This window comes from Nocardia sp. NPDC004340 (assembly GCF_053602575.1).
Map to the genome: position 1 here is coordinate 37,682 of NZ_JBSGDW010000009.1, position 19,410 is coordinate 57,091.

18 protein-coding genes and 1 tRNA gene are annotated in these 19,410 nt (G+C 67.4%); 10 read left to right on the forward strand and 9 right to left on the reverse strand.

Features of this window, described 5'->3' with window-relative positions; translation table 11 throughout:
- Nucleotides 1–9 precede the first annotated feature (9 nt).
- Nucleotides 10–91 (forward strand) — tRNA-Leu (locus ACWEOI_RS28625).
- A gap of 246 nt (nt 92–337) precedes the next feature.
- A complete protein-coding gene (locus ACWEOI_RS28630) occupies nt 338–1,606 on the forward strand; it encodes a YncE family protein (protein WP_452361578.1) in 1,269 nt (422 codons plus the stop codon).
- Here ACWEOI_RS28630 and ACWEOI_RS28635 read toward each other — a convergent pair.
- The 3 genes from ACWEOI_RS28635 to ACWEOI_RS28645 form a co-directional block, all read right to left on the reverse strand.
- Nucleotides 1,596–2,024, reverse strand: coding sequence for a hypothetical protein (locus ACWEOI_RS28635; RefSeq protein WP_433671409.1), 429 nt, complete (start codon nt 2,022–2,024; stop codon nt 1,596–1,598). The genes ACWEOI_RS28630 and ACWEOI_RS28635 overlap by 11 nt on opposite strands.
- A gap of 293 nt (nt 2,025–2,317) precedes the next feature.
- Nucleotides 2,318–3,058: a spermidine synthase gene (locus ACWEOI_RS28640; RefSeq protein ID WP_452361579.1), complete on the reverse strand. Its 741-nt coding sequence runs from the start codon at nt 3,056–3,058 to the stop codon at nt 2,318–2,320.
- A gap of 71 nt (nt 3,059–3,129) precedes the next feature.
- Complete coding sequence (locus ACWEOI_RS28645; RefSeq protein WP_452361580.1) at nt 3,130–4,029, reverse strand: tyrosine-protein phosphatase; 900 nt, start codon at nt 4,027–4,029, stop codon at nt 3,130–3,132.
- Nucleotides 4,030–4,262: 233 nt separating this feature from the next.
- On the opposite strand from ACWEOI_RS28645, the gene ACWEOI_RS28650 reads away from it, so the two are divergent.
- Nucleotides 4,263–5,207, forward strand: coding sequence for a LysR family transcriptional regulator (locus ACWEOI_RS28650; RefSeq protein ID WP_452361581.1), 945 nt, complete (start codon nt 4,263–4,265; stop codon nt 5,205–5,207).
- A 399-nt stretch (nt 5,208–5,606) separates the two neighbouring features.
- Here the strand turns inward: ACWEOI_RS28650 and ACWEOI_RS28655 are convergent, their stop codons facing one another.
- Together ACWEOI_RS28655 and ACWEOI_RS28660 are read right to left on the reverse strand one after the other, a co-directional pair.
- Nucleotides 5,607–6,611 carry an alpha/beta hydrolase gene (locus tag ACWEOI_RS28655; protein ID WP_452361582.1) on the reverse strand — a complete coding sequence of 335 codons (1,005 nt, stop codon included), beginning with the start codon at nt 6,609–6,611 and terminating at the stop codon, nt 5,607–5,609.
- Nucleotides 6,612–6,697: 86 nt separating this feature from the next.
- Nucleotides 6,698–7,405 (reverse strand): hypothetical protein, encoded by a 708-nt coding sequence (locus ACWEOI_RS28660; protein ID WP_433671399.1) that lies wholly within the window; start codon nt 7,403–7,405, stop codon nt 6,698–6,700.
- Between the two features lie 315 nt (nt 7,406–7,720).
- Between ACWEOI_RS28660 and ACWEOI_RS28665 the strand changes: the two genes are divergently transcribed.
- Nucleotides 7,721–7,951 carry a hypothetical protein gene (locus ACWEOI_RS28665; protein ID WP_452361583.1) on the forward strand — a complete coding sequence of 77 codons (231 nt, stop codon included), beginning with the start codon at nt 7,721–7,723 and terminating at the stop codon, nt 7,949–7,951.
- A gap of 61 nt (nt 7,952–8,012) precedes the next feature.
- Here ACWEOI_RS28665 and ACWEOI_RS28670 read toward each other — a convergent pair whose 3' ends face one another.
- Entirely contained in the window at nt 8,013–8,765 is a 753-nt protein-coding gene (locus ACWEOI_RS28670; RefSeq protein WP_452361584.1) for a hypothetical protein, read from the reverse strand.
- A 174-nt stretch (nt 8,766–8,939) separates the two neighbouring features.
- Entirely contained in the window at nt 8,940–10,478 is a 1,539-nt protein-coding gene (locus ACWEOI_RS28675; RefSeq protein ID WP_452361585.1) for an endoglycoceramidase I, read from the reverse strand.
- Between the two features lie 196 nt (nt 10,479–10,674).
- Between ACWEOI_RS28675 and ACWEOI_RS28680 the strand changes: the two genes are divergently transcribed.
- Nucleotides 10,675–12,150, forward strand: coding sequence for a glycoside hydrolase family 5 protein (locus ACWEOI_RS28680; protein WP_452361586.1), 1,476 nt, complete (start codon nt 10,675–10,677; stop codon nt 12,148–12,150).
- Between the two features lie 42 nt (nt 12,151–12,192).
- Nucleotides 12,193–13,131, forward strand: coding sequence for a tyrosine-protein phosphatase (locus ACWEOI_RS28685; RefSeq protein ID WP_433671390.1), 939 nt, complete (start codon nt 12,193–12,195; stop codon nt 13,129–13,131).
- Nucleotides 13,132–13,141: 10 nt separating this feature from the next.
- Here ACWEOI_RS28685 and ACWEOI_RS28690 read toward each other — a convergent pair whose 3' ends face one another.
- Complete coding sequence (locus ACWEOI_RS28690; RefSeq protein ID WP_452361587.1) at nt 13,142–13,684, reverse strand: SMI1/KNR4 family protein; 543 nt, start codon at nt 13,682–13,684, stop codon at nt 13,142–13,144.
- 116 nt (nt 13,685–13,800) lie between these two features.
- Between ACWEOI_RS28690 and ACWEOI_RS28695 the strand changes: the two genes are divergently transcribed.
- The 4 genes from ACWEOI_RS28695 to ACWEOI_RS28710 all read left to right on the forward strand — a co-directional run bounded on the left by ACWEOI_RS28695 (nt 13,801) and on the right by ACWEOI_RS28710 (nt 18,773).
- Nucleotides 13,801–14,871, forward strand: coding sequence for a LysR substrate-binding domain-containing protein (locus ACWEOI_RS28695; RefSeq protein WP_452361588.1), 1,071 nt, complete (start codon nt 13,801–13,803; stop codon nt 14,869–14,871).
- A gap of 105 nt (nt 14,872–14,976) precedes the next feature.
- Nucleotides 14,977–16,836, forward strand: a complete 1,860-nt coding sequence (locus tag ACWEOI_RS28700; RefSeq protein ID WP_452361589.1) for a glycoside hydrolase family 5 protein — start codon at nt 14,977–14,979, stop codon at nt 16,834–16,836.
- Between the two features lie 80 nt (nt 16,837–16,916).
- Nucleotides 16,917–18,371: a flavin-containing monooxygenase gene (locus tag ACWEOI_RS28705; RefSeq protein ID WP_452361590.1), complete on the forward strand. Its 1,455-nt coding sequence runs from the start codon at nt 16,917–16,919 to the stop codon at nt 18,369–18,371.
- 135 nt (nt 18,372–18,506) lie between these two features.
- Nucleotides 18,507–18,773 carry a transglycosylase family protein gene (locus ACWEOI_RS28710; RefSeq protein WP_452361591.1) on the forward strand — a complete coding sequence of 89 codons (267 nt, stop codon included), beginning with the start codon at nt 18,507–18,509 and terminating at the stop codon, nt 18,771–18,773.
- 4 nt (nt 18,774–18,777) lie between these two features.
- Here ACWEOI_RS28710 and ACWEOI_RS28715 read toward each other — a convergent pair whose 3' ends face one another.
- The gene (locus ACWEOI_RS28715; RefSeq protein WP_433673261.1) at nt 18,778–19,251 is read right to left on the reverse strand and encodes a GtrA family protein; all 474 of its coding nucleotides are present in this window, start codon (nt 19,249–19,251) and stop codon (nt 18,778–18,780) included.
- Between the last annotated feature and the right edge of the window lie 159 nt (nt 19,252–19,410).

The window sequence follows — 19,410 nt, forward strand, 5'->3', positions numbered from 1 at the left end:
GTACCGTTAGCGCGAGTGGCGAAATTGGCATACGCGCCAGATTTAGGTTCTGGTGTCCTAGGACGTGCGGGTTCAAGTCCCGCCTCGCGCACACATTCCGCAGTCCCGGCCACCCCCGGCCGGGACGTCCACTTTGCCCGAATCACCGGGTTAGCCAACGATCTCCGCGCACGGCACCGCAACCAATCAGCAAACCCTTTGCGGCTCTCGTCCGCTCCTGTCCGGTCCCGCCCCCTCCCCGACCGGAAAAGGCCTTCCGTCACGAACTTTCCCGGGCTGGAATATCGGGGACCGAATAGCCTTACCCGCACCCAGATTCGCAACCGAAGGGCGTTCCATGCGAGTTCCATCCCGCACCTCACGACGCGGCCGCATGCGGCGCAAGGCGGCCGGCCTGGCCGCGGCGGTCGTCGCGGCATCAGTCGGCGCGGGGATCGCGCCCGCGAGCGCGGATCCTGGATTGCGGGAGGTGATGTTGGTCGGTAGCAATTGGCAAGGGACGGCCGACATCATCAGGGCCCGTGGGGATTTCGGGAAGATCGGGTCGATCGATCTGATTCCCGACAAGGATGAGCGGCTGCGGGAGATCTATCTGAATCCGGTGAAGCTGGCTTACTTTCTCGGGATTCGGCTGACCGTTGGCGAGGGGCACGACCAGTACGTCGATGACATGTATACGACGCCGGACGGGTCGGCGGTGGTGGCGTCGCGGCCCAGTTTCGCCGATGTGGTGTCCGTCGACAGCGCGACCGGAAAGGTGAAGTGGCGGTTCGCGGTGTCGGGGAATCGCGCTGATCACATGGCGGTGTCGCCGGATGGGCGGCGGGTCGCGGTGTCGGCTTCGACCGGCAATGTCGTGCACGTGCTGGACATCGAGACCGGGGTCGAGCTCGGGCGGTTCCCGACCGGCGACAAGCCGCACGAGAACGTCTTCGCCAAGGACGGGACCATCTGGAACATGGCGATCGGGGATGTGAACACGCCGTTCGACGATCCGCTGCTGGACTGGACGAAGGGGGATCGCAAGATCACCGTCGCCGATGCCACCACCTATCGGGTGGTGAGGACCATCGATATGCGGGAGCGGCTGGACGCGTTCGGTCGCAAGGATCTGTCCGATGCGATCCGCCCGGTCGCGTTCCTGCCCGACGAGTCGAAGCTCTACTTCCAGGTGTCGTTCTTCAACGGCTTCCTCGAATACGACGTGGCCGCCGACAAGATCCTGCGGGTCGCCGAGCTGCCGAAGAACCCGGCCACCAGCCCGGACCGCACGACCTGGGTCAACGACTCACGCCACCACGGGCTTTCGATGGACCCGGACGGCAAGAAGCTGTGCGTCGCGGGAACCATGGACGACTACGCCACCGTCGTCACCCTCGCCGATCTGTCGGCGGGTCCGCTGATCCCCGCCGCCAAGCCGTACTGGGCCACCGTGAGCGGCGACGGGAAGGCGTGCCTCATCTCCGAGAGCGCCGCCGACCAGGTCACCGCGATCGACTTCGCCACCGGCGCGAAGATCACCTCGGTGCCGGTCGGCGACCACCCGCAGCGCGTCCGCCTGGGACACCTTCCGGCGGACTGGAAGTCGCCGACCGCTACCCGGTGAGGCGGGACAGCGGGCCTTCGAGAATCGCCAGGCGGACCGCGGACAGCACCACGGCGCGGTGGGGCAGGCGGAGTCCGCCCGGTTCCGGCTCGTCGGCCCAATGCCAGCCGCCGGGCTGGTCGCTGGTGGGCAACATGATTCGGGTGCCGGGCGCGGGGAGCGTCACCGAGTAGCCCTGGAGGAAGGTGCGAAGCCGCTGGGGCACACGGTGATTCGGGAGTGGCGGGGCGACCAGGAAGGTCCAGTGGCGGTCGCGCGGGTCGGCGATCACGGGCGTGGACGGGAGCTCGGACAGGCGGTCGAGGACCTGGCGGCCGAGTGGTTCGGGGAGGGTCAGGGCTTCGACGGCCGCGCCGAGGGTAAGCAGGGGCCGGTCGGCGTAGAGCTCGACGGGTAGGCCGTAGCGGGCGCGGAGCACGTGAGCCGATTCACGAGGGGAACAACACGATTCGAACATCGGGACCTCCGGACGCACGGTAGGGGTTGCACCCGGTGCCGAAGGTGTCCGCGGTCCGTGGCCGACGCGAGGGCATGAACGGAGGTGTCGCGTCGAGAGCGGACACCGGGCGAAGTGGAGGCTCGACGACCGGCACCGGGTGCGAGGAATAGTCTCGGGATCGCGGGTGCCGGGGCGGTGACGCGGCGATGGCGTTTCGATGACCGACTGTAAAGCTGTGTCCCCCGAAGTCGGAGCAAACCCTGTGAGGTGGCTCACCGCCCGGGCAGCGGGTCGGGAGCTTCGGCCGCGACGCGCACCGGCGGAAATGCGTGTTCCGCTTGCCGATAGAGGGATTCGAGCGGCAGCGGGACGCGACTGGCCGCCAGGACCTGGTTGCCGGTGTATCCGGCGAAGACGTCGCCGTCGAGCATGGCCCGGTACGGGAAGGCCGCGCGGATGTCGTCCAAATGGTGGCGGGTGCCGACCAGGTTCAGGAGATAGAGGCCGTCCGGGCGCAGGACTCGCGCCACCTCGGCGGTGAAGGCGGGGCCGGTGATGCCCTGGGCGATCCGCAGGCCTTCGAAGGCGTCGGCCACCATCACATCCGCGGAAGCCGTTGGCAGGGTGGCGATTTCGGTGAGTCCGTCGCCGAGCCGCAGGTCGAGGCCGGGCACCGAGCGCAGGCCGAGGCATTCGTCGACGAATTCGGCCAGCGCCTCGTCGGCCTCGATCACCAGGTGGCGGGAGCCGGGCCGCACGGCCGCGAGGTAGCGCGGGAAGGTGCAGCCGCCTCCGCCGATGTGCACCACGTCCAGGGGCGCGTCGGCGGGTTCCAGGGAGTCGACGACGTATCCGAAGTAGCGGACGTATTCGAGTTCGAGATAGGTCGGGTCGTCCAGGTCGATGTAGGACTGGGCGATGCCGTTGACGGTCAGCAGCCACCCGCCCGGCCGTTCCGCGTCGGCGCGTAGCTCGGCGTGCCCGAACCGCACGTCCCGTGACCGGTTACTCATCGGTACATGATCGCAGGACCGAAGCGGGTCCCCCGCAGCGCTGCCTCGGGGGAACCGCCGGAGCCGGAGCCCTACTTCTGGATCAGCTTGTGCTTGAGCTGCTCGATGGTCTGCCCCTTCAGGCCGAGCCCGTCCTTCAGGTACTTGTCGACCGAGCCGTAATCGGCGGTGAGCTGGTCGATTCCGGCCTGCAGGAAGCTCGCCTCGACACCCAGCAGCGGCTGGTAGACGGCGGCTGCGCCGGCGCCCTTGGCGGCGGTGATCTGCGCGAGGGTGGCCGCGATGGACTTCGCGGAGTACTCGTTGGTGAGCAGGTAGTCGTTCATGATGGTCTGCTGGTCGACGCCCGCGAGGCTGAGCAGCAGGTAGGACGTCCAGCCGGTGCGGTCCTTGCCGGCGGTGCAGTGGAAGACGGCCGGGCCCTGCTGGTCGGCGAGCTGGGTCAGCAGGTCGGCGAAGCGGGCGCGCTCGTAGGCGCCGGTGACGAACTGGCGGTTGAGGGCGCGCATGGCCTCGCGGGCGGCCTCGGGGCTGGTGAGGTTGCCCATGGAGCCGGACAGGTCGCCGCTCAGGATCGAGATGTTGACGTAGGAGGTGCCGGTCGGCAGGCGGTCCGGCTTGGCCGCGATCTCACCGCTGGTGCGCAGGTCGAAGGCGGTGCCGAGGTGCAGGCCGGTGAGGGTCGCCAGGTCGGCGTCGTTGGGGGTCAGCGCGTTGGAGCGGTAGAAGACGCCCTTGTTGACGTGATGGCTGCCCTGCGCGTCGTAGCCCGCGCCGGTGCCGGCGACGTCGCGGAAGTTGTCGACGCTGGCGAGGCGGGGGGCGTCGGCGCCCTGATCCTGGCTGGGCTTGGCGACGGCGGCCGGCAGCGCCGACAGCTCACCGCCGGCCAGGTTTCCGAGCAGCGGGCTGACCAGCAGCCCACCGCTGAGCGCGACAACGACGGCGGTACGACGCCACGAAACTGACAACTGACTCACTCCTAATCGCGTGTTGATCGCCGACAGATCTACGCGGGCGGAGTGAACCAGCGGAAACCAGACAGAGAACAGTCCGGCCGGTCTCGTTCAGTGGGACATCCCCTGGTTCGAGGTCGCGGTGACGCCTATGAGCGCTTGCAGTACTGCCGCAAATTTGCCGATGTCTCTCCGAAGCTTTGGTAAAACAACCCATTTCAGTCGCCTGACCTGCCTAGACTGCCCGCATGGAGGTCCACACCCGGCAGTTGCAGTATTTCGTCGCGGTCGCGGAGGAGCTGAGCTTCACCCGCGCCGCACAGCGACTGCACGTCTCCCAGCAAGGCCTGAGCACCCAGATCAAACAGCTCGAACACGACATGGACGTCACCCTGTTCTCCCGAACAACCCGGCAGGTGGAGTTGACCGCCGCCGGGGCCGCGTTCCTGAAGCATGTCCGAAATGCGTTCGCCGCCTTGAGTTCCGGACTCGAGGAAGCCCGCGCGGTGCACCGCGGCGAACACGACCGACTGGTCCTGGGCTGCCTCGAGGGCGCGGCGCTCACCCTCACCGAGCCGATCCTGGCCGCCTTCCGGGCACGGCACCCCGAGGTCACCATCGAGCTGAGTCACTTCACCTACGAGACCCCGTCGGCCGGACTGGCGAACGGCGAGGTGGACGTCGCGTTCGTGCGCCGCCCCTTCGTGGATGACGGCCTGCGCTTCGAGCCGCTGTTCCGCCAGCCCCTGATGGCCATGCTGCCGACCCGCCACCGCCTCGCCGCCCGCACCGAGGTCAGCGCCGCGGAACTGCTCGACGAACCGATCCTGACCTCCGGCCCCGCCGACCCGGTGTGGAATGCCTTCTGGCGCTTGGAGTCCCACCGCGACGGCCGTCCCGCCCCGGTCGTCCACCCGGTCAAGACGCTGCTCGAGGAACTACACCAGGTCGCGACGGGCATGGGCATCGCCATGACGGTCCCGTGCGCCGCCTGGATCAAATGGCCTGGCGTGCGCGTGATTCCGGTGACCGACGCCGCCCCGAACGAGGTCGCGGTGTGCTGGCGTGCGGGCAGCCAGAGCCCGCTGGTGCGCTCGTTCGTCGAGGTGGCCCGCCGGGTCCGCGACGAGAACCCGGACCTGGTCGCGCGCTTGCAGGAGCTTCATCATGCCGTGCCCGCGATGTCGTCCTGAATCAACAACTTCCGCTTGTCGATAATCCAGAACAATTGATTTCAGTTCTTTTCCGCTGTCGCATAACGTTTCTCGGCGTGAGCGAAAGCTCATTCTGGAAACATCTGAAGGAGAAGAACACATGGGTTCCGTCGCCAACTTCCTCTTGGACGCTCTCATCTCGGAGCTGACCAAGAAGCTCTTCAGCGGTTCCGCTGGAAAGTAGATCATCGCGCTTCACGCGCGATATCGAAGGGGCAGTGCCGAGTCGAACATCAGGCGACTCGGCACCGCCCCTTTTTGGCGGAAAACATTGACAATCGACAATTGTCGATCCGCCGACACAAGTGATTCATCGAGATCCGGCCCGCGCCCTGCCTGCCTTGCGCGAAGCTGTGGGATCAGCCCCGGTGAACGGCGCTAGTCCACCCCGAGCGCGGCGGCGAGCAGCGGCCACGAATTGTGGAGGTCGCGCTCCCAGTAGGCCCAGGTGTGGGTGCCGACGGGCCGGAAGTCGACCTGGGCCGGAATATTCAGTGCCGCAAGGCGATCGGCGAGCTGATGGGTGCAGGAGTTGGTGGCGGCCTCGATCAGTCCGCCGAGCACCATCTGGTTCGCCTTGGTGATGACCTGGTCCGGTGTGGGCTGCGCGCCCAGGGACTCGGCCGGGCCGGGCAGACCGGTGCCGCTGGCGAGGTAGATGGCCTTGCCGCGCAAGCTGTCCGCGTTGAGAACGGTGTCGTGGGCGCGCCAGGCCGGATCGTCGTCGGGGCCCCACATGTTCTCGGGATCGGCGTCGCCGCGCGCGAGCACGAGCCGGATGTAGGCGCGGCCGGCCGGATCGGAGGTGGAGGCGCACCCGCTGTACGCGGCGACCCCGGCGTACACGTCCGGTGCGGCGGAGATCAGATCCAGCGCCGAGGTGGCCGACATGGACACGCCCGCAATGGCGTTCACGCCCGAGGCGTGCAGCGTCGCGTCGATGATGGGCGGCAGTTCCCGGGTCAGGAAGGTCTCCCACCGATTGCGCCCGATCTTCGGATCGTCACGCTGCCAGTCGGTGTAATAGGAGAATTCACCGCCGACGGGCGTCACCACATTCACGTTCTTCTCCCAGAAGAACGCCGCGATGTCGGTCCGGCTGTACCAATTGGTGATATCGGTTCCGCCGCTGGCGCCATTGAGGAGATACAGCGTCGGCGCGTTGGGCTTCGCGGCGGCCATCACCTGCAGCGGTATAACTCGTTGCATGGCAGCCGAATACACGTAGAACATCTGCTGCCGCTGTCCCGCGCGATCGATGTGGTCCAGATGGGACGCGACATCGGCCCGCGAGACCTGGAAGACGCCCGGGGCGACGGTGAGCAGAGCCGCGGCGGCGGCACACGAGAGAACGAGCGACGATACGGTCCGCCAGGGCGACACCACTGACTCCTCGGGGAAGCGATGAAAGGTCCTGGGCCGCGGCGGCCGCGCGCACACCGCGGCCCAGGGGTTTTCGAGCCGGTGACTCAGCTGCCCATCAGGCGCCGGATCACATTGGCGATGGTGTCGCTGACCGACCCGGTGGAGCTGAGCCCGTTCTGCGAGGAACCGAAGCCGCCCTGGTCGAGGCTGCCCAGCAGGGCCTCACCGGGATTCGCGCCGCGACCGGTGAAGCACACGCCCATGCTCGGCTGCTCGGAACCCGAGCCGACGGTGCCGTGGACCTGCATGCCGCCGCTGAGGACCGTCTGTCCATCGGTGATGGAGGCGGGCACCCGGTAGGTGAAGGCGGCGGTGACCGGGTTGCCGGAGTTGACGAACCACCCGGTGCTGTTGACCCGCCAGCCACCGTTGTCCGGCTCGGGCGACACCTCCGCCGGCTGCTCGCCCTGCCCGAAGTGATACGCCGTGACCACGACCTTGACCGGCTTCTCGAAGCCTGGCGGCGGGAAGTCCACGATGCCGTTGATGTACGGGTTGCCGATGCTGGTGGTACCGACCCGCAGCGAGTAGGTGACCAGTGTGCCCGCCGCGGCGGTCTTGATGTCGACCGACTTGTCGTAGGTGTGGGTGATCCAGACGCTGGAGATGCCCGGGTTGTAGTCCACATGCTTCGACTGCTCACAGGACGGGGTGTCCGCGGTGGCGGGCGCGGTGCCGAGCGCGATACCCGCCCCCGACATCACCAATGCGGCCGCCGCGACTCCGGCAGCCAATTTCGGGGTCTTACTCATGATTCCTTCCAGCAGTTCCGGCCGAGCGCGGAACCGATAGCTAGTGAGCCGGTGGGGAATTCGAGCTTTCGCTCACGCCGAGAAACGCTAGAGCACAACGGAAGAGAACTTAAATCCGAATTTCGGGACCACTGACAACCCTGGCTTGTGAATCGCCACCGTGCCGGCCCGCAGCCTGCCACGAACTACAACGACAGGTTGTAGACGAACCGTGAATTGTGATTTCTCACGCGACCTGCACCGTCCTAGCATTTTCCGGCGTGAGCGAAAAGGCTCACGGTCGAATGAAGTTCTAGAGACACAAGGGAATTCGCCATGGGACGAGCCGTGAAAAACACCGCCGCGGGCACCCCCCTGACCACCGGGATCGCCTACTCCCAGGCGACCTGGGGCGTCGTCGACAGCGACACCACCAAGGGTCCCTCGATCACGGTCGGCGGAACGCCCGGCGGCGGCACCGGCGGCGGCAATTCCGGCAGCAGCAGCCTGCCCGCCCCGCTCAACGCCCTGACCTCGCTGCTCGGCGGTACCGGCTCCAGCAAGTAACACAGCGCACGACGAAAAGGCCCGGAACCGTTGGTTCCGGGCCTTTTCGGTGCGGCTCGGGCTAGGAGCCGGCGGAACCGGTCAGGGTCCGCAGCCACGGAAGCTGCGCGGAACCCGAGCCGAGGCTGCCGGAGCCGGAGTCACCGCCCGGGGTGCCGCCGGGATTGCCGCCCGGGGTGCCCGCGGACACGGTGGTCGTGGTCAGGGTCGGCGCGGGGCTCGGGTAGCACTTCACCGGCACGTCCACCGCGCCGAGAATCGTTCCGGAGTCCACCGAGGCGGTGAAGGTGAGGCCCGGATCGTCGTAGCTCGTGCCCGCGATGGTGCTGGTCAGGGTGCCGACGGCGGACGCGGTGAGGTTGACGGTCACCGCGGGCAGGGTGAAGGTCGCACCCGCCGCGGTCGAGCCGGGGGCGTTGAGGGTGATCTTGCCCGCCGACTGGGCGACGGTCGCCGTGACCGTGCCGCCGGATACCGAGGACGACACGTAGGTCGAATCGGCCGGCACCGGCATGATCAGCTTGATGCCGCGAATGCTGCGCAGGGGGTGCCCGGAGACGGTCGCCGGGACCTGCATGGCCGCGGGGGTGAGCGTGATCGCCACGGCGTCACCGGTCTTCGCGGTGCTCGGCGCGGCGCCGGTCACCCCGAGAGCCATGGTGAAGGTCTGCGCGCCGCTGATCGGCGGCGTGGCCTGGCACTGGAAATTGATGGTGGTCGGGAGCGGATCCGCCTGAGCGGGGCCCGCCGCGAGGCCGAGCGGCAGCAGCGCCAGGGGCGCGAGAGCGGCTGCGGTGACAAGAGTGGATTTCATGGGTGTACTCCTCGGACTCGCGAATGCGAAAAGCCTTTTCGGCCTCGGCATTCCGTACCAGAACGCACCGAAAACGCTAGAACACATTGGGAGACAAGAGAAATCACAATTTCGAAGCCACTAACAATGTCTGGGTGTCAATCGGTTCGGTGAATTACCGGATACCGGTACGAATCAGGAGCCCGAGCCGGAGGACGAGCCCGAGCCGCCGGAGCCGCTGGCCGAACCCGACGCGGAGCCGGAGGCCGAGCCGGTGCCCACCGGGCCGTCGGGCACGCTCGCGCCCTTCGAACCGGGGCGGTTGATGTAGACCGACACCGGAGTGGAGGCGTTCGCCTCGACGGTCACCACGCGCGCACCGGGCGCGGAGGTCACCGTGCCGCCGTCGACTCGCACCTGATATCCGTTGGGGTAGTGCAGATCCGAGACGTAGATCTCGGTCGGCTTGCCCGTGGCCCGCGGCGTGTACCGGTAGGCGAAGTCACCGGTGGCCGGGTCGAAGATCATGCGGCCGGGGGTGCCGGAGGTGGCCTGCGGATAGGTGCGGACCAGCTGGTTGCCGATCTCGCCGAGGAACGGGTCGGCGCCGCGGCCCGCGCCGTACTGCCAGTACTGCCATCCGATGAACCGATCGTCGGCATTGATCAGGGTGTTGCTCAGCACCGTCGCGTCGCCGTCGCCGAATTCGGTGACCAGCGAGGGGATTCCGGTGCGGTGGGTGAAGGCGTCGATATTGCCCCAGGTCTTGCCCTGCTGCAGCGGGCACAGGCCGCGCAGGAAGGTGGGCAGCCCGCTGTAGATGGCCATCTGGCTGGGGATGCAGTAGTCGTGCGGGGCGAACACGATGTTCGGGGCGCTGATCGGCGGATTCTTGCCCAGATTGCTGGGCATGGTCTCGTTCCAGGTGACATTGGGTTCCCACAGCACCATCAGGCCGGCGTTGCGGGCGCGCACCGCGTCGGTCAGCTTCTGCATGGCGGCCTGGTACTTGGCGTCGAATCCGGTGCAGCCGTTGGGGAAACAGGACAGGAACGCGGTGCCGGGCCACGGCTCGTTGAGCAGTTCGAGCCCGAGCGCGCCCGGATGGCCGTTCATCTTGTCCGCGAGCGCGGCGAGGGCCTGGCCGAGATAGTCGAGGGCGCCGTAGGTGTTGTTCCAGACCTCGTCCCAGCCCGCGTTCATGGTGGGCATCAGGTAGTTGAGGGGGAAGCCGGGGTTGGGTTCACCGGCGGCCGGCCGGGCGTGGATGGCCCATTCGGGGAAGCCGTTGCCGCCCCAGATCTTCGACAACCCGTCCTGGTGGTTGTCGAGGACGGTGTGTATTCCATACTGCGCCAACATGTCCACGGCGGCCGCGACCCGGTCCAGGTAGGCCGTGTCGACGACGCCCTCGGTCGGCATGAGCCCGTCGAAGTTGACGCCGAGACGCACGGTATTGAACCCGTGCCGGGACAGCAGCTCCGCGTCCTGGGCGGTGATCGTGGTTTCCGGCGCGAAATAGGGCGGTTCCTTGTTGACGCTGTTCACGCCGTGCAACAGAACGACTCGACCGTTCTCGTCGACGAATCGGGAGCCGTCGATATGCAATGCCGGGAGGCTGTCGGTCGCGGCCGCGGCGGCCGGAAGCGACGACCCCGGCACACCCGGCGTCACAGCGAACAGAATCGCGGCGGCGACGAGCGAAATGATGGATGTCGAATAGCGTCTGCGCACGCCGGGAGACGCTAGGGCACCGAAGAAGAGAAGTTAAACCCAATTCTCCCATTCATTCACAAGCTGACCTTGTCAATCGGCGGGGAACTACTGTTTCCACTCGCTGCCGCAGTCCCGCTAGGTTTTTCGTGCGGCCGACCGGCAGCCCCGCGGACGAGACGCCGCACTGTTCATTCACGAAGAGGTTCATATGCTGATGAGAGGCCGAGTACTGGCCCCGGTCGCCGCGGCGGCTCTCGCATTCACCGGCATCGCGGCGCACCAGGCGCCCGATGCCGCCGCGGAACCCGGCGGGTGGACCCTGCCTCAACTCACCGTCTCGAACGGCGTGATCACCGATGTCACCGGTCGCACGGTGTTGTTGCGCGGCACGAATGTCAATCAGCTCAACGACTACGCGCAGAACGATCAGCCGCTGCCGACCGCCGCGCCGCTGGATCACACCGACTTCGAGCAGATGGCGGCCCTCGGCTTCAATGTGGTCCGGCTGAACCTGGCCTGGTCCGCGCTGGAACCGACGCCGGGCGCGTTCGACCAGGCGTACCTGGCCCGGATCCACACGGCCGTGAACGACGCCAAGGCGAACGGCATCTACACCGTGCTGGACATGCATCAGGACGCGTGGGGCAAGGCCGTGGGCACGCCGAAGGGCCAGGGCTGCCCGATCTTCATGAAGCCCGGCATCGGCTGGGACGGCGCGCCCGCGTGGGCGACCCTCACCGACGGCTGGACCACCTGCAATTTCGGCGGGGTCCGTGAGACCGCGCCGGCGGTGGCGCGCTCCTTCCAGAACTTCTACGACGACACCCAGGGCATCCAGGGACACCTGGTGAACACCTGGGCCAAGCTGGCGGCGGAGTTCAAGGACGAGCCCGCGATCGCCGGGTACGACCTGCTCAACGAGCCCAATCCCGGTTTGCGCGACCCGTTTTCGGCGGCGGACCAGCTCGGCAAGTTCTATCAGCGGGTGATCGCGGCCATCCGGCAGGCCGAGCACGGCAGCGCGCCGCACCTGGCGATCTTCGAGCCGTCCGCGATCTGGTCGGCCCTCGGGATCGACGCCACCCCGCCCGCGAAGTACATCACCGATCCGCTGGCGGTGTTCTCCCCGCACCTGTACAGCGAGTCCATCAATATCGTCAACGCCTTCCCGAGCATCGAACTGGGCTTCAAGATCGGCCTGGACGCCGCCGCCAAATACAAAGCGCCCCTGTGGACGGGCGAATGGGGCTGGTTCGGCGACCCGAGTTCCGATGCGCCCAAGGTGGATCGGTTCATCGACCAGCTCAACGCGAACCGCGTGGGCGGCACCTGGTGGTCGTGGAAGCAGGCGTGCGGTGATCCGCACAGCGTGCGTGACGGCAATACGAACAAGGTGCAGGGCAACCTGAACCGCATCGACTGCCCCTCCGGCGTTCCGCTGGGCCTGGCTCCCGGCTACGCCCGCCCGGTGTCGCGCGCGTATCCGCGCGCGGTGCCCGGCGCTCTCGCCACCGTGACGGCGACCGGCTTCACCGGCACCGGGACCGGTCGCGTGGAAGCCTGGTACCCCGGCACCGCGCGCCCGAATGTCCAGTCCACCAACGTTTCCGACCTCACCCTCACCCAGGTGGAGGGCGGCTGGCAGCTGATCGGCACCACGGTCGGCGCGTACTCGATCAAACAGTCCTGACGGAGCCCGGTCCCGGCGCTCCCCACAGTTAGTAGGTCCTCTGTGTCTTCACACAAGCAGCTCCGCGCCGATACCGCGGCTGTCGCCATGGCCGGTCTGATTGCGCTGGGCGCGGCCCTGGGCGCCGCGCCGGCGACCGCGCAGCCGAGCGATATCGCCTCGGGATCCGGATCCGGTTCCGGCTCAGGGAGTTTCGGCTCCTCGGGCTCTGCCGATTCGGGTTCGGCCAAGGTCGACGACCCGGTATCCACGCTGCCCGCCCCCGCCGTCACCGCCATCCGGCTGGACGGAGCGCGCAACTTCCGCGATATCGGCGGCTACCGCACGACGGACGGCCACACGGTGCGCTCCGGCGTGGTGTTCCGCACCAACCGCATCGACAAGCTCACCGACGCCGATCTGGCCAAGCTGGTCACGGCCGGGGTGACCCTGGACGTGGACCTGCGCAATGGTTCCGAGCGCAGCAGCGCGCCCGACCGGGTGCCGACCGGCGCGACCTACAAGGTCGCCGACGTGGTCAGCTTCGACAGCGGCATCGGCTTCCACGAGCTCCCGCCGATTACGCTGGGGCGCGCGGTGATCGACGGCCTGATCAACGGCTCCTCGAACATGGGCCTGTCGATCCAGTACCCGTTCATGGTGAACTTCCACGGTTCCGACGTCGCCTTCGGCACGCTGCTGCGCTCGATCGCGGGCAACACTGGCGCGACGATGTACCACTGCATGGACGGCAAGGACCGCACCGGCTGGGCGACCGCCGTGCTGCTCACCCTGCTCGGGGTGCCGCGCGATGTGGTGAACGCCGACTTCCTGGCCAGCAATACCGAGCTCGGCAACCCGGACGCCGTCGAATTGTCCTGGCTGCACGCCGCTTTCGCCGAAGTGGACCGGCTCTACGGCAGTGTCGACAAGTACGTGCGCGAGGGGCTGGGCCTGGATCAGGCCACCATCGACGCGCTGCGCGCGAAGCTGCTGGTCTGATCCGGCCGGGTCAGCGCAGGCAACGCTCGTCCGCGATCTCCTCGCACAGCGCGTTGGAGATCGCGGCGGCTTCCTCTCGCGCCCACACGCCGAAGCCGGGGTAGCACAGGTCCGCGCCGGACAAGCAGTCCCAGCAGGCATTCGCGCCGCGCGGCGGCCGAACCGGGAACAGCATCACGATGAAGCGCTGCGGCACAGCGGTTTTCCCGACCACGACGCGCCGGTAGCCCTGCGGCACGACCAGCGAGCCCGAAGCCGTGGTGGCGAAGTAGACCTCGGCGAACGCCGAAGCCCGGCGCCACTTCTCGGAGGTGGCCAGTTCGCCGGCGCCGAAGAGGTGGATGTTCCCGAACCGCGACCAGCCGTCACAACACCGCAGGAAGTCGCGGTAGGCGGCGTCGAAGGAGACGCCCAGCCGCTGCTCGGCCGCGTCGATCTCGGCGTCGGTGGCGGGCGGATTGGGGGCAGCCGACAGGTCCGGTTCGCCGAGGCGCTCCGCGACGTCGCACTGCAGGGTGAACAGCTTGCCCACCAGGGCATTCCAATTCGTCACAGGCTTCCTCCGCTACCGGATCGCTCAGGAACAAATGTGCAAGGGAACCGGAGCGCGAATGGGATACTGAATACTTCCTATTCCGGCCGCGGTGAACGCCCGGTAAACGGTAGTGCATGGTGGTGCGGAAGAGAAATCATTCCGAGGCGGCGATTCACAACCCCGATTTGTCAATGACCGTGGAGGCTTCCGGAAAAGCTTCCACCTGGATGGAAAGTCAATCTAGACTGCGCGCCATGGAAGTTCACACCCGCCAGCTGCAATACTTCATCGCTGTCGCGGAGGAGCTGAGTTTCACCCGCGCGGCGCAGCGATTACACGTTTCGCAGCAGGGTTTGAGCACCCAGATCAAACAGCTGGAACACGCGATGGACGTGGTGTTGTTCTCCCGCACCACCCGCAATGTCGAACTGACCGCCGCCGGCGCGGTCTTCCTGCGCGATGTGCGGGGCGCGCTGACCGGACTGGACGTGGCGGTCGAGCGGGCCCGCTCGGTGCACCGCGGCGAACAGGACCGCCTGGTGCTGGGCGCGCTCGAGGGGGCGGCGCTGACCCTCACCGAGCCGATCCTGTCGGCCTTCCGGCAACGCCATCCGGGGATCACTGTGGAGTTGCGACACTTCACCTACGAGGATCCCTCGGCGGGGCTGGCCAGCGGGTCGGTGGATGTCGCATTCGCCCGCAGGCCGTTCATCGATGACGGCGTGCAGTTCGAGACCCTGTTCTCCGAACCGCTCATGGTGATGGTGCCGACCACACATCGACTCGCCGACCGTCAGCAGGTGTTCGCCCATGAGTTGCTAGAGGAGCCGATCCTCGGGGCCGCCACCACCGATCCGGTGTGGAACGCGTTCTGGGAGTTGGACTCCTACCGCAGCGGAACCCCGGCGCCGGTGGTGTCCCGGTCGAACTCCCTGCTGGAGGAACTACACAAGGTCGCGACCGGTGTCGGCGTCGTGCTGACCGTGGCCTGCGCGCGCTGGATCCCCTTCCCGGGCGTACGCCTGCTGCCGATCGCCGATGTCCAGCCCAATGACGTCGCGGTCGGCTGGCGCACCGCCCACGAATCCGCGCTGGTCCGGTCGTTCGTCGAGGTCGCCCGATGCGTTCGCGACACCCATCCCGATCTGGTCACTCAACTGGAAAAACCGGATTTCACGGATTGCACGGTGCCGCCGCACCTCTGATTGACAATCGAATCTTGTCAAAGTCCGAGAAACACTGATTTCTCCTCGATTTCCTTGCGAACTAACGTTTCTCAGCAATCGTTGAGCAAGAGAATTCGAGGGCCGATGAGGGTTTTCACTGTTCTACTCCTGGCCGCCGGGCTGCTGATGGCCCCGGCCGTTCATCTCGAACCGGTCGCGCAGGCCGCGCCCGCCGGTCTCAAAGGCCCGCTGAACACCCGAGGCCGCTACATCGTCGACGAGTCCGGCAATCGGGTGAAGCTGAAGTCCGGCAACTGGCACGGCTCCAGCGGCACCTGGACCGGCAGCGGCGACGACGAGGATCCGGCGAACAATTTCTCCCAGGAGACCGGGCATCGCGCCCCGCTGGGCCTGGATCGAGTGCCGCTGGACAAGATCGTCGGGGACTTCAAGGAGCTGGGCCTCAACAGCATTCGGCTGCCCTTCTCCAACGAGATGATCACCGACAGCCGTCCGGTCAAGGGCCTGACCGCCAATCCGGCGTTGAACGGGCTCAAACCGCTGGAGGTCTACGACCGGGCGGTCGCGGCGCTGACCGGGGCCGGGCTCGGCGTCATCCTCAACAACCACACCACCTCCACGCGGTGGTGCTGTGCGGTGGACGGCAACGAACGCTGGAATTCCGGGCAGGACACCGCCAAGTGGGTGAGCGACTGGGCGTTCATGGCCGCCCGCTACAAGGGCGATCCGGGCGTCATCGGGGCGGACCTGCGCAACGAGGTACGTCGCGACACCTGGGACAACCCCAACTGGGGCATGGGCGACGGCCACGACTGGGAGGCCGCCGCGCACGAGGCCGGTGACCGGATCCTGAAGGACGCCAACCCGAATCTGCTCATCATGGTCGAGGGCCTCAACTGGATGGGCATCCCCACCGACCTGACCTGGCACGAGCGCCCGATGCTGAAGCCGGTCAAGACGCTCTCGGAAACGCTGATCCGGTCGCACAAGGTCGTCTACGCGGCGCACTTCTACGGCTACATCGGCCCGAACCACACCGGCGGTAGCGGCATCAGCGGCGGCGAGACCCACGATCCGCGCTTCCGCGACATGTCCCGCAGTGACCTGTTCAAGTCCATGGACGAGCTGGCCGGGTCCATCGCGACCACACCGGACAAGCACTTCACCGCGCCGGTCTGGGTGAGCGAGTTCGGCATCGGCAAGGGTGCGACCGGTGCGGACCAGGCGTGGTTCCCGAATATGGTCGACTATCTGATCGACCGCGACCTGGACTTCGCGTACTGGCCGATCGTCGGGTTCCAGCATCAGGACAAGGGCAACGACTGGGGTCTGCTCCGCTATGACACCGACGGCAGCAAGCGCAGCGTGATGGACAGCGACGACTGGCGGGGCGCGCACGTGCGGCGGCTGCTGGACGCGGCGGGACAGACCGGCCAGATCGCGCCGGTGCGCAGCTGGTCGATGCTCAACGCCATCCACGACGACCACAACGCGTCGCTGCGCGCGGCCGCCGACTGGGATTCGGGTGCGCACAAGCTGGTCTGCCCGGACGACCAGCGGCTGATCGGCATCAGCTCGCGCGGGCAGGGCGGCCTGTGCACCGACGCCACCGAGGGTGACCTCTGGCAACCGGGCACCTCGGCGACCAAGGTCGCCAGCGAGAAGGTGACGACGGACTGGGCCGGCGGATTCACCAAATACCAGTGTGCCGAGGGGCAATTCATGATCGGTTACAGCCTGCGCGGCGACGGCATGTCCGCCATCTTGTGCGCCCCCGCCCGGCGCGCGCTGGCCGGTGCGGGCCGGACCGTGTGGGACGACCGCGGCGACAATCGCCCGGCCTCGGGTGAGGGCGGTGATTACGCCAGCGGCTGGTACAAGGGCCAGTGCACCGCCGACGAGTACGCGGCGGGCATCGCGTTCTCCTGGGCCAACGCCCGCGGCGGCCATCCGGACGCCCTGTACTGCCGCAAGCTGAGGTAGCGGCCGCCGGTTGACATACCCCGGGAGTTCCAAATACCGTCAGTATTTGAATTCCTGGGGTATCCAACAAGGAGGTTGGGATGGGCACGCGGCGGCAGCCTCGGATCGTGATCATCGGGGCCGGCGTGTCCGGAATCGCGACCGCGATCACCTTGCAGCGCAAGGGGTTCGATGACTTCGTGATGCTGGAGAAGGGGTCCGACGTCGGCGGCGTCTGGCACTGGAACCGCTATCCCGGCCTGACCTGCGACGTGCCCTCGCAGCTGTACCAGTTCGGGTTCGCGCCGAAGCCGGACTGGTCGCACATCTTCGCGCCGGGACCGGAGATCCAGGGATACCTCGCCGACGTGGTAGACCAGTACGAGCTGCGACCGCACCTGCGGGTGAATTCCGAAGTGGTCGCCGCGACCTTCTCCGGCTCCGAATGGCAGGTCGAGACGATCGACGGCAGCACCTACACCGCCGACTTCGTCATCGCCGCCACCGGCGTCCTGCATCATCCGGCCGTGCCGAACATCCCCGGCCTGGGCGAGTTCACCGGCCCCATCGTGCACACCGCGCGCTGGGACGACACCGTCGCGACCGACGGCAAGCGGATCGCGGTGCTCGGCACCGGATCGACCGGCGTCCAGGTGGTTTCGGCGCTCCAGCCGAAGGCCGAGCGCATCACGCATTTCGTGCGCAGCCCGCAGTGGGTGATCTGGGCCCCGATGTGGCTGCCGCAGCCCGCGGTGGTGGGCGCGGCCCTCAAGCGCCTGCCGCAGGTGAATCGCGCGCTCTACCAAGCGGGAATGACCGGCGCGCGGCTGTTCACCGACGTGGTCACCCGGCCCAGCTGGCGGCGGCGCGCGGTGCAGGGGTACGCGCGCATGAGCCTGCGCACGCAGGTCACGGAACCGGGTCTGCGCGAACAGCTCACCCCCGATTACGAGCCGCTGTGCAAGCGCCAGGTGCTGTCGGGCACCTACTACCGGGCCCTGCGTGCCCGCAATGCCGAGCTGGTCACCACGGGCATCGACGCCGTGACCCCGACCGGCATCCGCACCGCCGACGGCCGTCACCACGAGGTCGACGTGATCGTGCTGGCCACCGGCTTCCGCGCCCACGACTACATGCGGCCGATGAATCTGACCGGCCGCGACGGCGTCTCGATCGACGACGCCTGGGCCAAGGGACCGCGCGCCTACCGGATGACCGCGATCCCGGGCTTCCCCAACCTGTTCACCGTGCTGGGCCCGCACTCCCCCACCGGCTCGATCCCGCTGCACCACGCCGCCGAGGTGACCGCGCGCTACATCACCCGCTGGATCCAGCGGTGGAGCGCGGGCGAATTCGACACCGTGGAGGTCACCGAGGCGGCGACCGAGCGCTTCGAGTCCGAGGTGGCCGCGGCCATGGGCCCGACGGTGTGGAACACCGGCTGCAACTCCTGGTATTTCACCGAGGGCGGCAGTATCGACCTGCTGCCGTTCGACCGCGCCACCATGGAGTCGATGCTGGCCGAACCGGATCCCGCGGACTTCAATTTCCAATAATGAGCGAATCTTCAGTTACCATCGTCTGATTGTTGCCCGCGCGTTCGTCTACCAGGGCGGAGATACGCCATGATCGGACAGCACGAGTTTCGAAGACCCGTTCGCACCCTCGCTCTCACACTGGGTTTCACAGCATTGACCTGCGCATTATCCGCCACAGCGGAGGCCCGGCCCCGGCACGACTGGGACGCCGTGGTCGAGTGCGAGGCGGACGGAGACTGGACCGCCGACACCGGAAACGGATACTACGGCGGCTTGCAATTCAGCCCCAGCACATGGCGGGCATACGGCGGCAGGGGGAATCCGGCCGATGCCACCCGGGCGGAACAGATCCGCGTCGCCGAACGCGTCCTCGCCCGGCAGGGTCCGGGCGCCTGGCCCACCTGCGGCGCCTTCCTCTGAACCGCTACCCGGCGGCCTTGGTCCGGAAGACGATCCAGCGCATGGACGCGTACATGAACAATCCCTCGCCGAGACTGCCCACGATGCGGGCGATCCGGTAGTCGACGCCCAGCGCCGCGACGCCGCTCGTCACGCCGAGGATGAACGCCAGGTAGTTCACGACCACCACCACGATGTAGCGGGCCAGCTGGGGGCCCACCGCCGCGTGCGATTCGAAGTTCAGGACCCGGTTCAGCAGGTAGCTCAGGCCGAAGGCGGTGCAGTAGGCGACCGTCACCGCGACCGGGAGCGGCGCGACCGAGTGCAGCGCGGTGAGCAGCAGCAGGTCCACGCCGAAGGTGAAGGCGCTCACCAGTAGATAGCCGACGAAGGTGGGGGCCACGAAGCGGCGCAGCCGGGCCGGCAGTAGCGCGACTGCCCCGTCGCACAGCGCGTGGAACCAGCGCACCAGGCGCGCCGGTCGCGGCTGTGTCTGCATACCCACCCGGCCACCCTGACACCCCCGCATGTCCCGAAGATGATCAGTGGACCAACTTCCGCTGGCCGATTCGCCATCGACAACCTGTGCTTGTCAATCGCTCGGAAATCAGTGTTTCCGCGCGATCTCGCTGTGCCATAGCATCCTTCGGCGCGTCCC

What these genes read in the sequence shown, in the direction of transcription:
- ACWEOI_RS28630 (WP_452361578.1), top strand. Translation starts at nt 338, where the DNA reads ATGCGAGTTCCATCCCGCACCTCACGACGCGGCCGCATGCGGCGCAAG.
- ACWEOI_RS28640 (WP_452361579.1), bottom strand. Translation starts at nt 3,058, where the DNA reads ATGAGTAACCGGTCACGGGACGTGCGGTTCGGGCACGCCGAGCTACGC.
- ACWEOI_RS28650 (WP_452361581.1), top strand. Translation starts at nt 4,263, where the DNA reads ATGGAGGTCCACACCCGGCAGTTGCAGTATTTCGTCGCGGTCGCGGAG.
- ACWEOI_RS28660 (WP_433671399.1), bottom strand. Translation starts at nt 7,405, where the DNA reads ATGAGTAAGACCCCGAAATTGGCTGCCGGAGTCGCGGCGGCCGCATTG.
- ACWEOI_RS28665 (WP_452361583.1), top strand. Translation starts at nt 7,721, where the DNA reads ATGGGACGAGCCGTGAAAAACACCGCCGCGGGCACCCCCCTGACCACC.
- ACWEOI_RS28670 (WP_452361584.1), bottom strand. Translation starts at nt 8,765, where the DNA reads ATGAAATCCACTCTTGTCACCGCAGCCGCTCTCGCGCCCCTGGCGCTG.
- ACWEOI_RS28680 (WP_452361586.1), top strand. Translation starts at nt 10,675, where the DNA reads ATGAGAGGCCGAGTACTGGCCCCGGTCGCCGCGGCGGCTCTCGCATTC.
- ACWEOI_RS28695 (WP_452361588.1), top strand. Translation starts at nt 13,801, where the DNA reads ATGGTGGTGCGGAAGAGAAATCATTCCGAGGCGGCGATTCACAACCCC.
- ACWEOI_RS28700 (WP_452361589.1), top strand. Translation starts at nt 14,977, where the DNA reads ATGAGGGTTTTCACTGTTCTACTCCTGGCCGCCGGGCTGCTGATGGCC.
- ACWEOI_RS28705 (WP_452361590.1), top strand. Translation starts at nt 16,917, where the DNA reads ATGGGCACGCGGCGGCAGCCTCGGATCGTGATCATCGGGGCCGGCGTG.
- ACWEOI_RS28715 (WP_433673261.1), bottom strand. Translation starts at nt 19,251, where the DNA reads ATGCAGACACAGCCGCGACCGGCGCGCCTGGTGCGCTGGTTCCACGCG.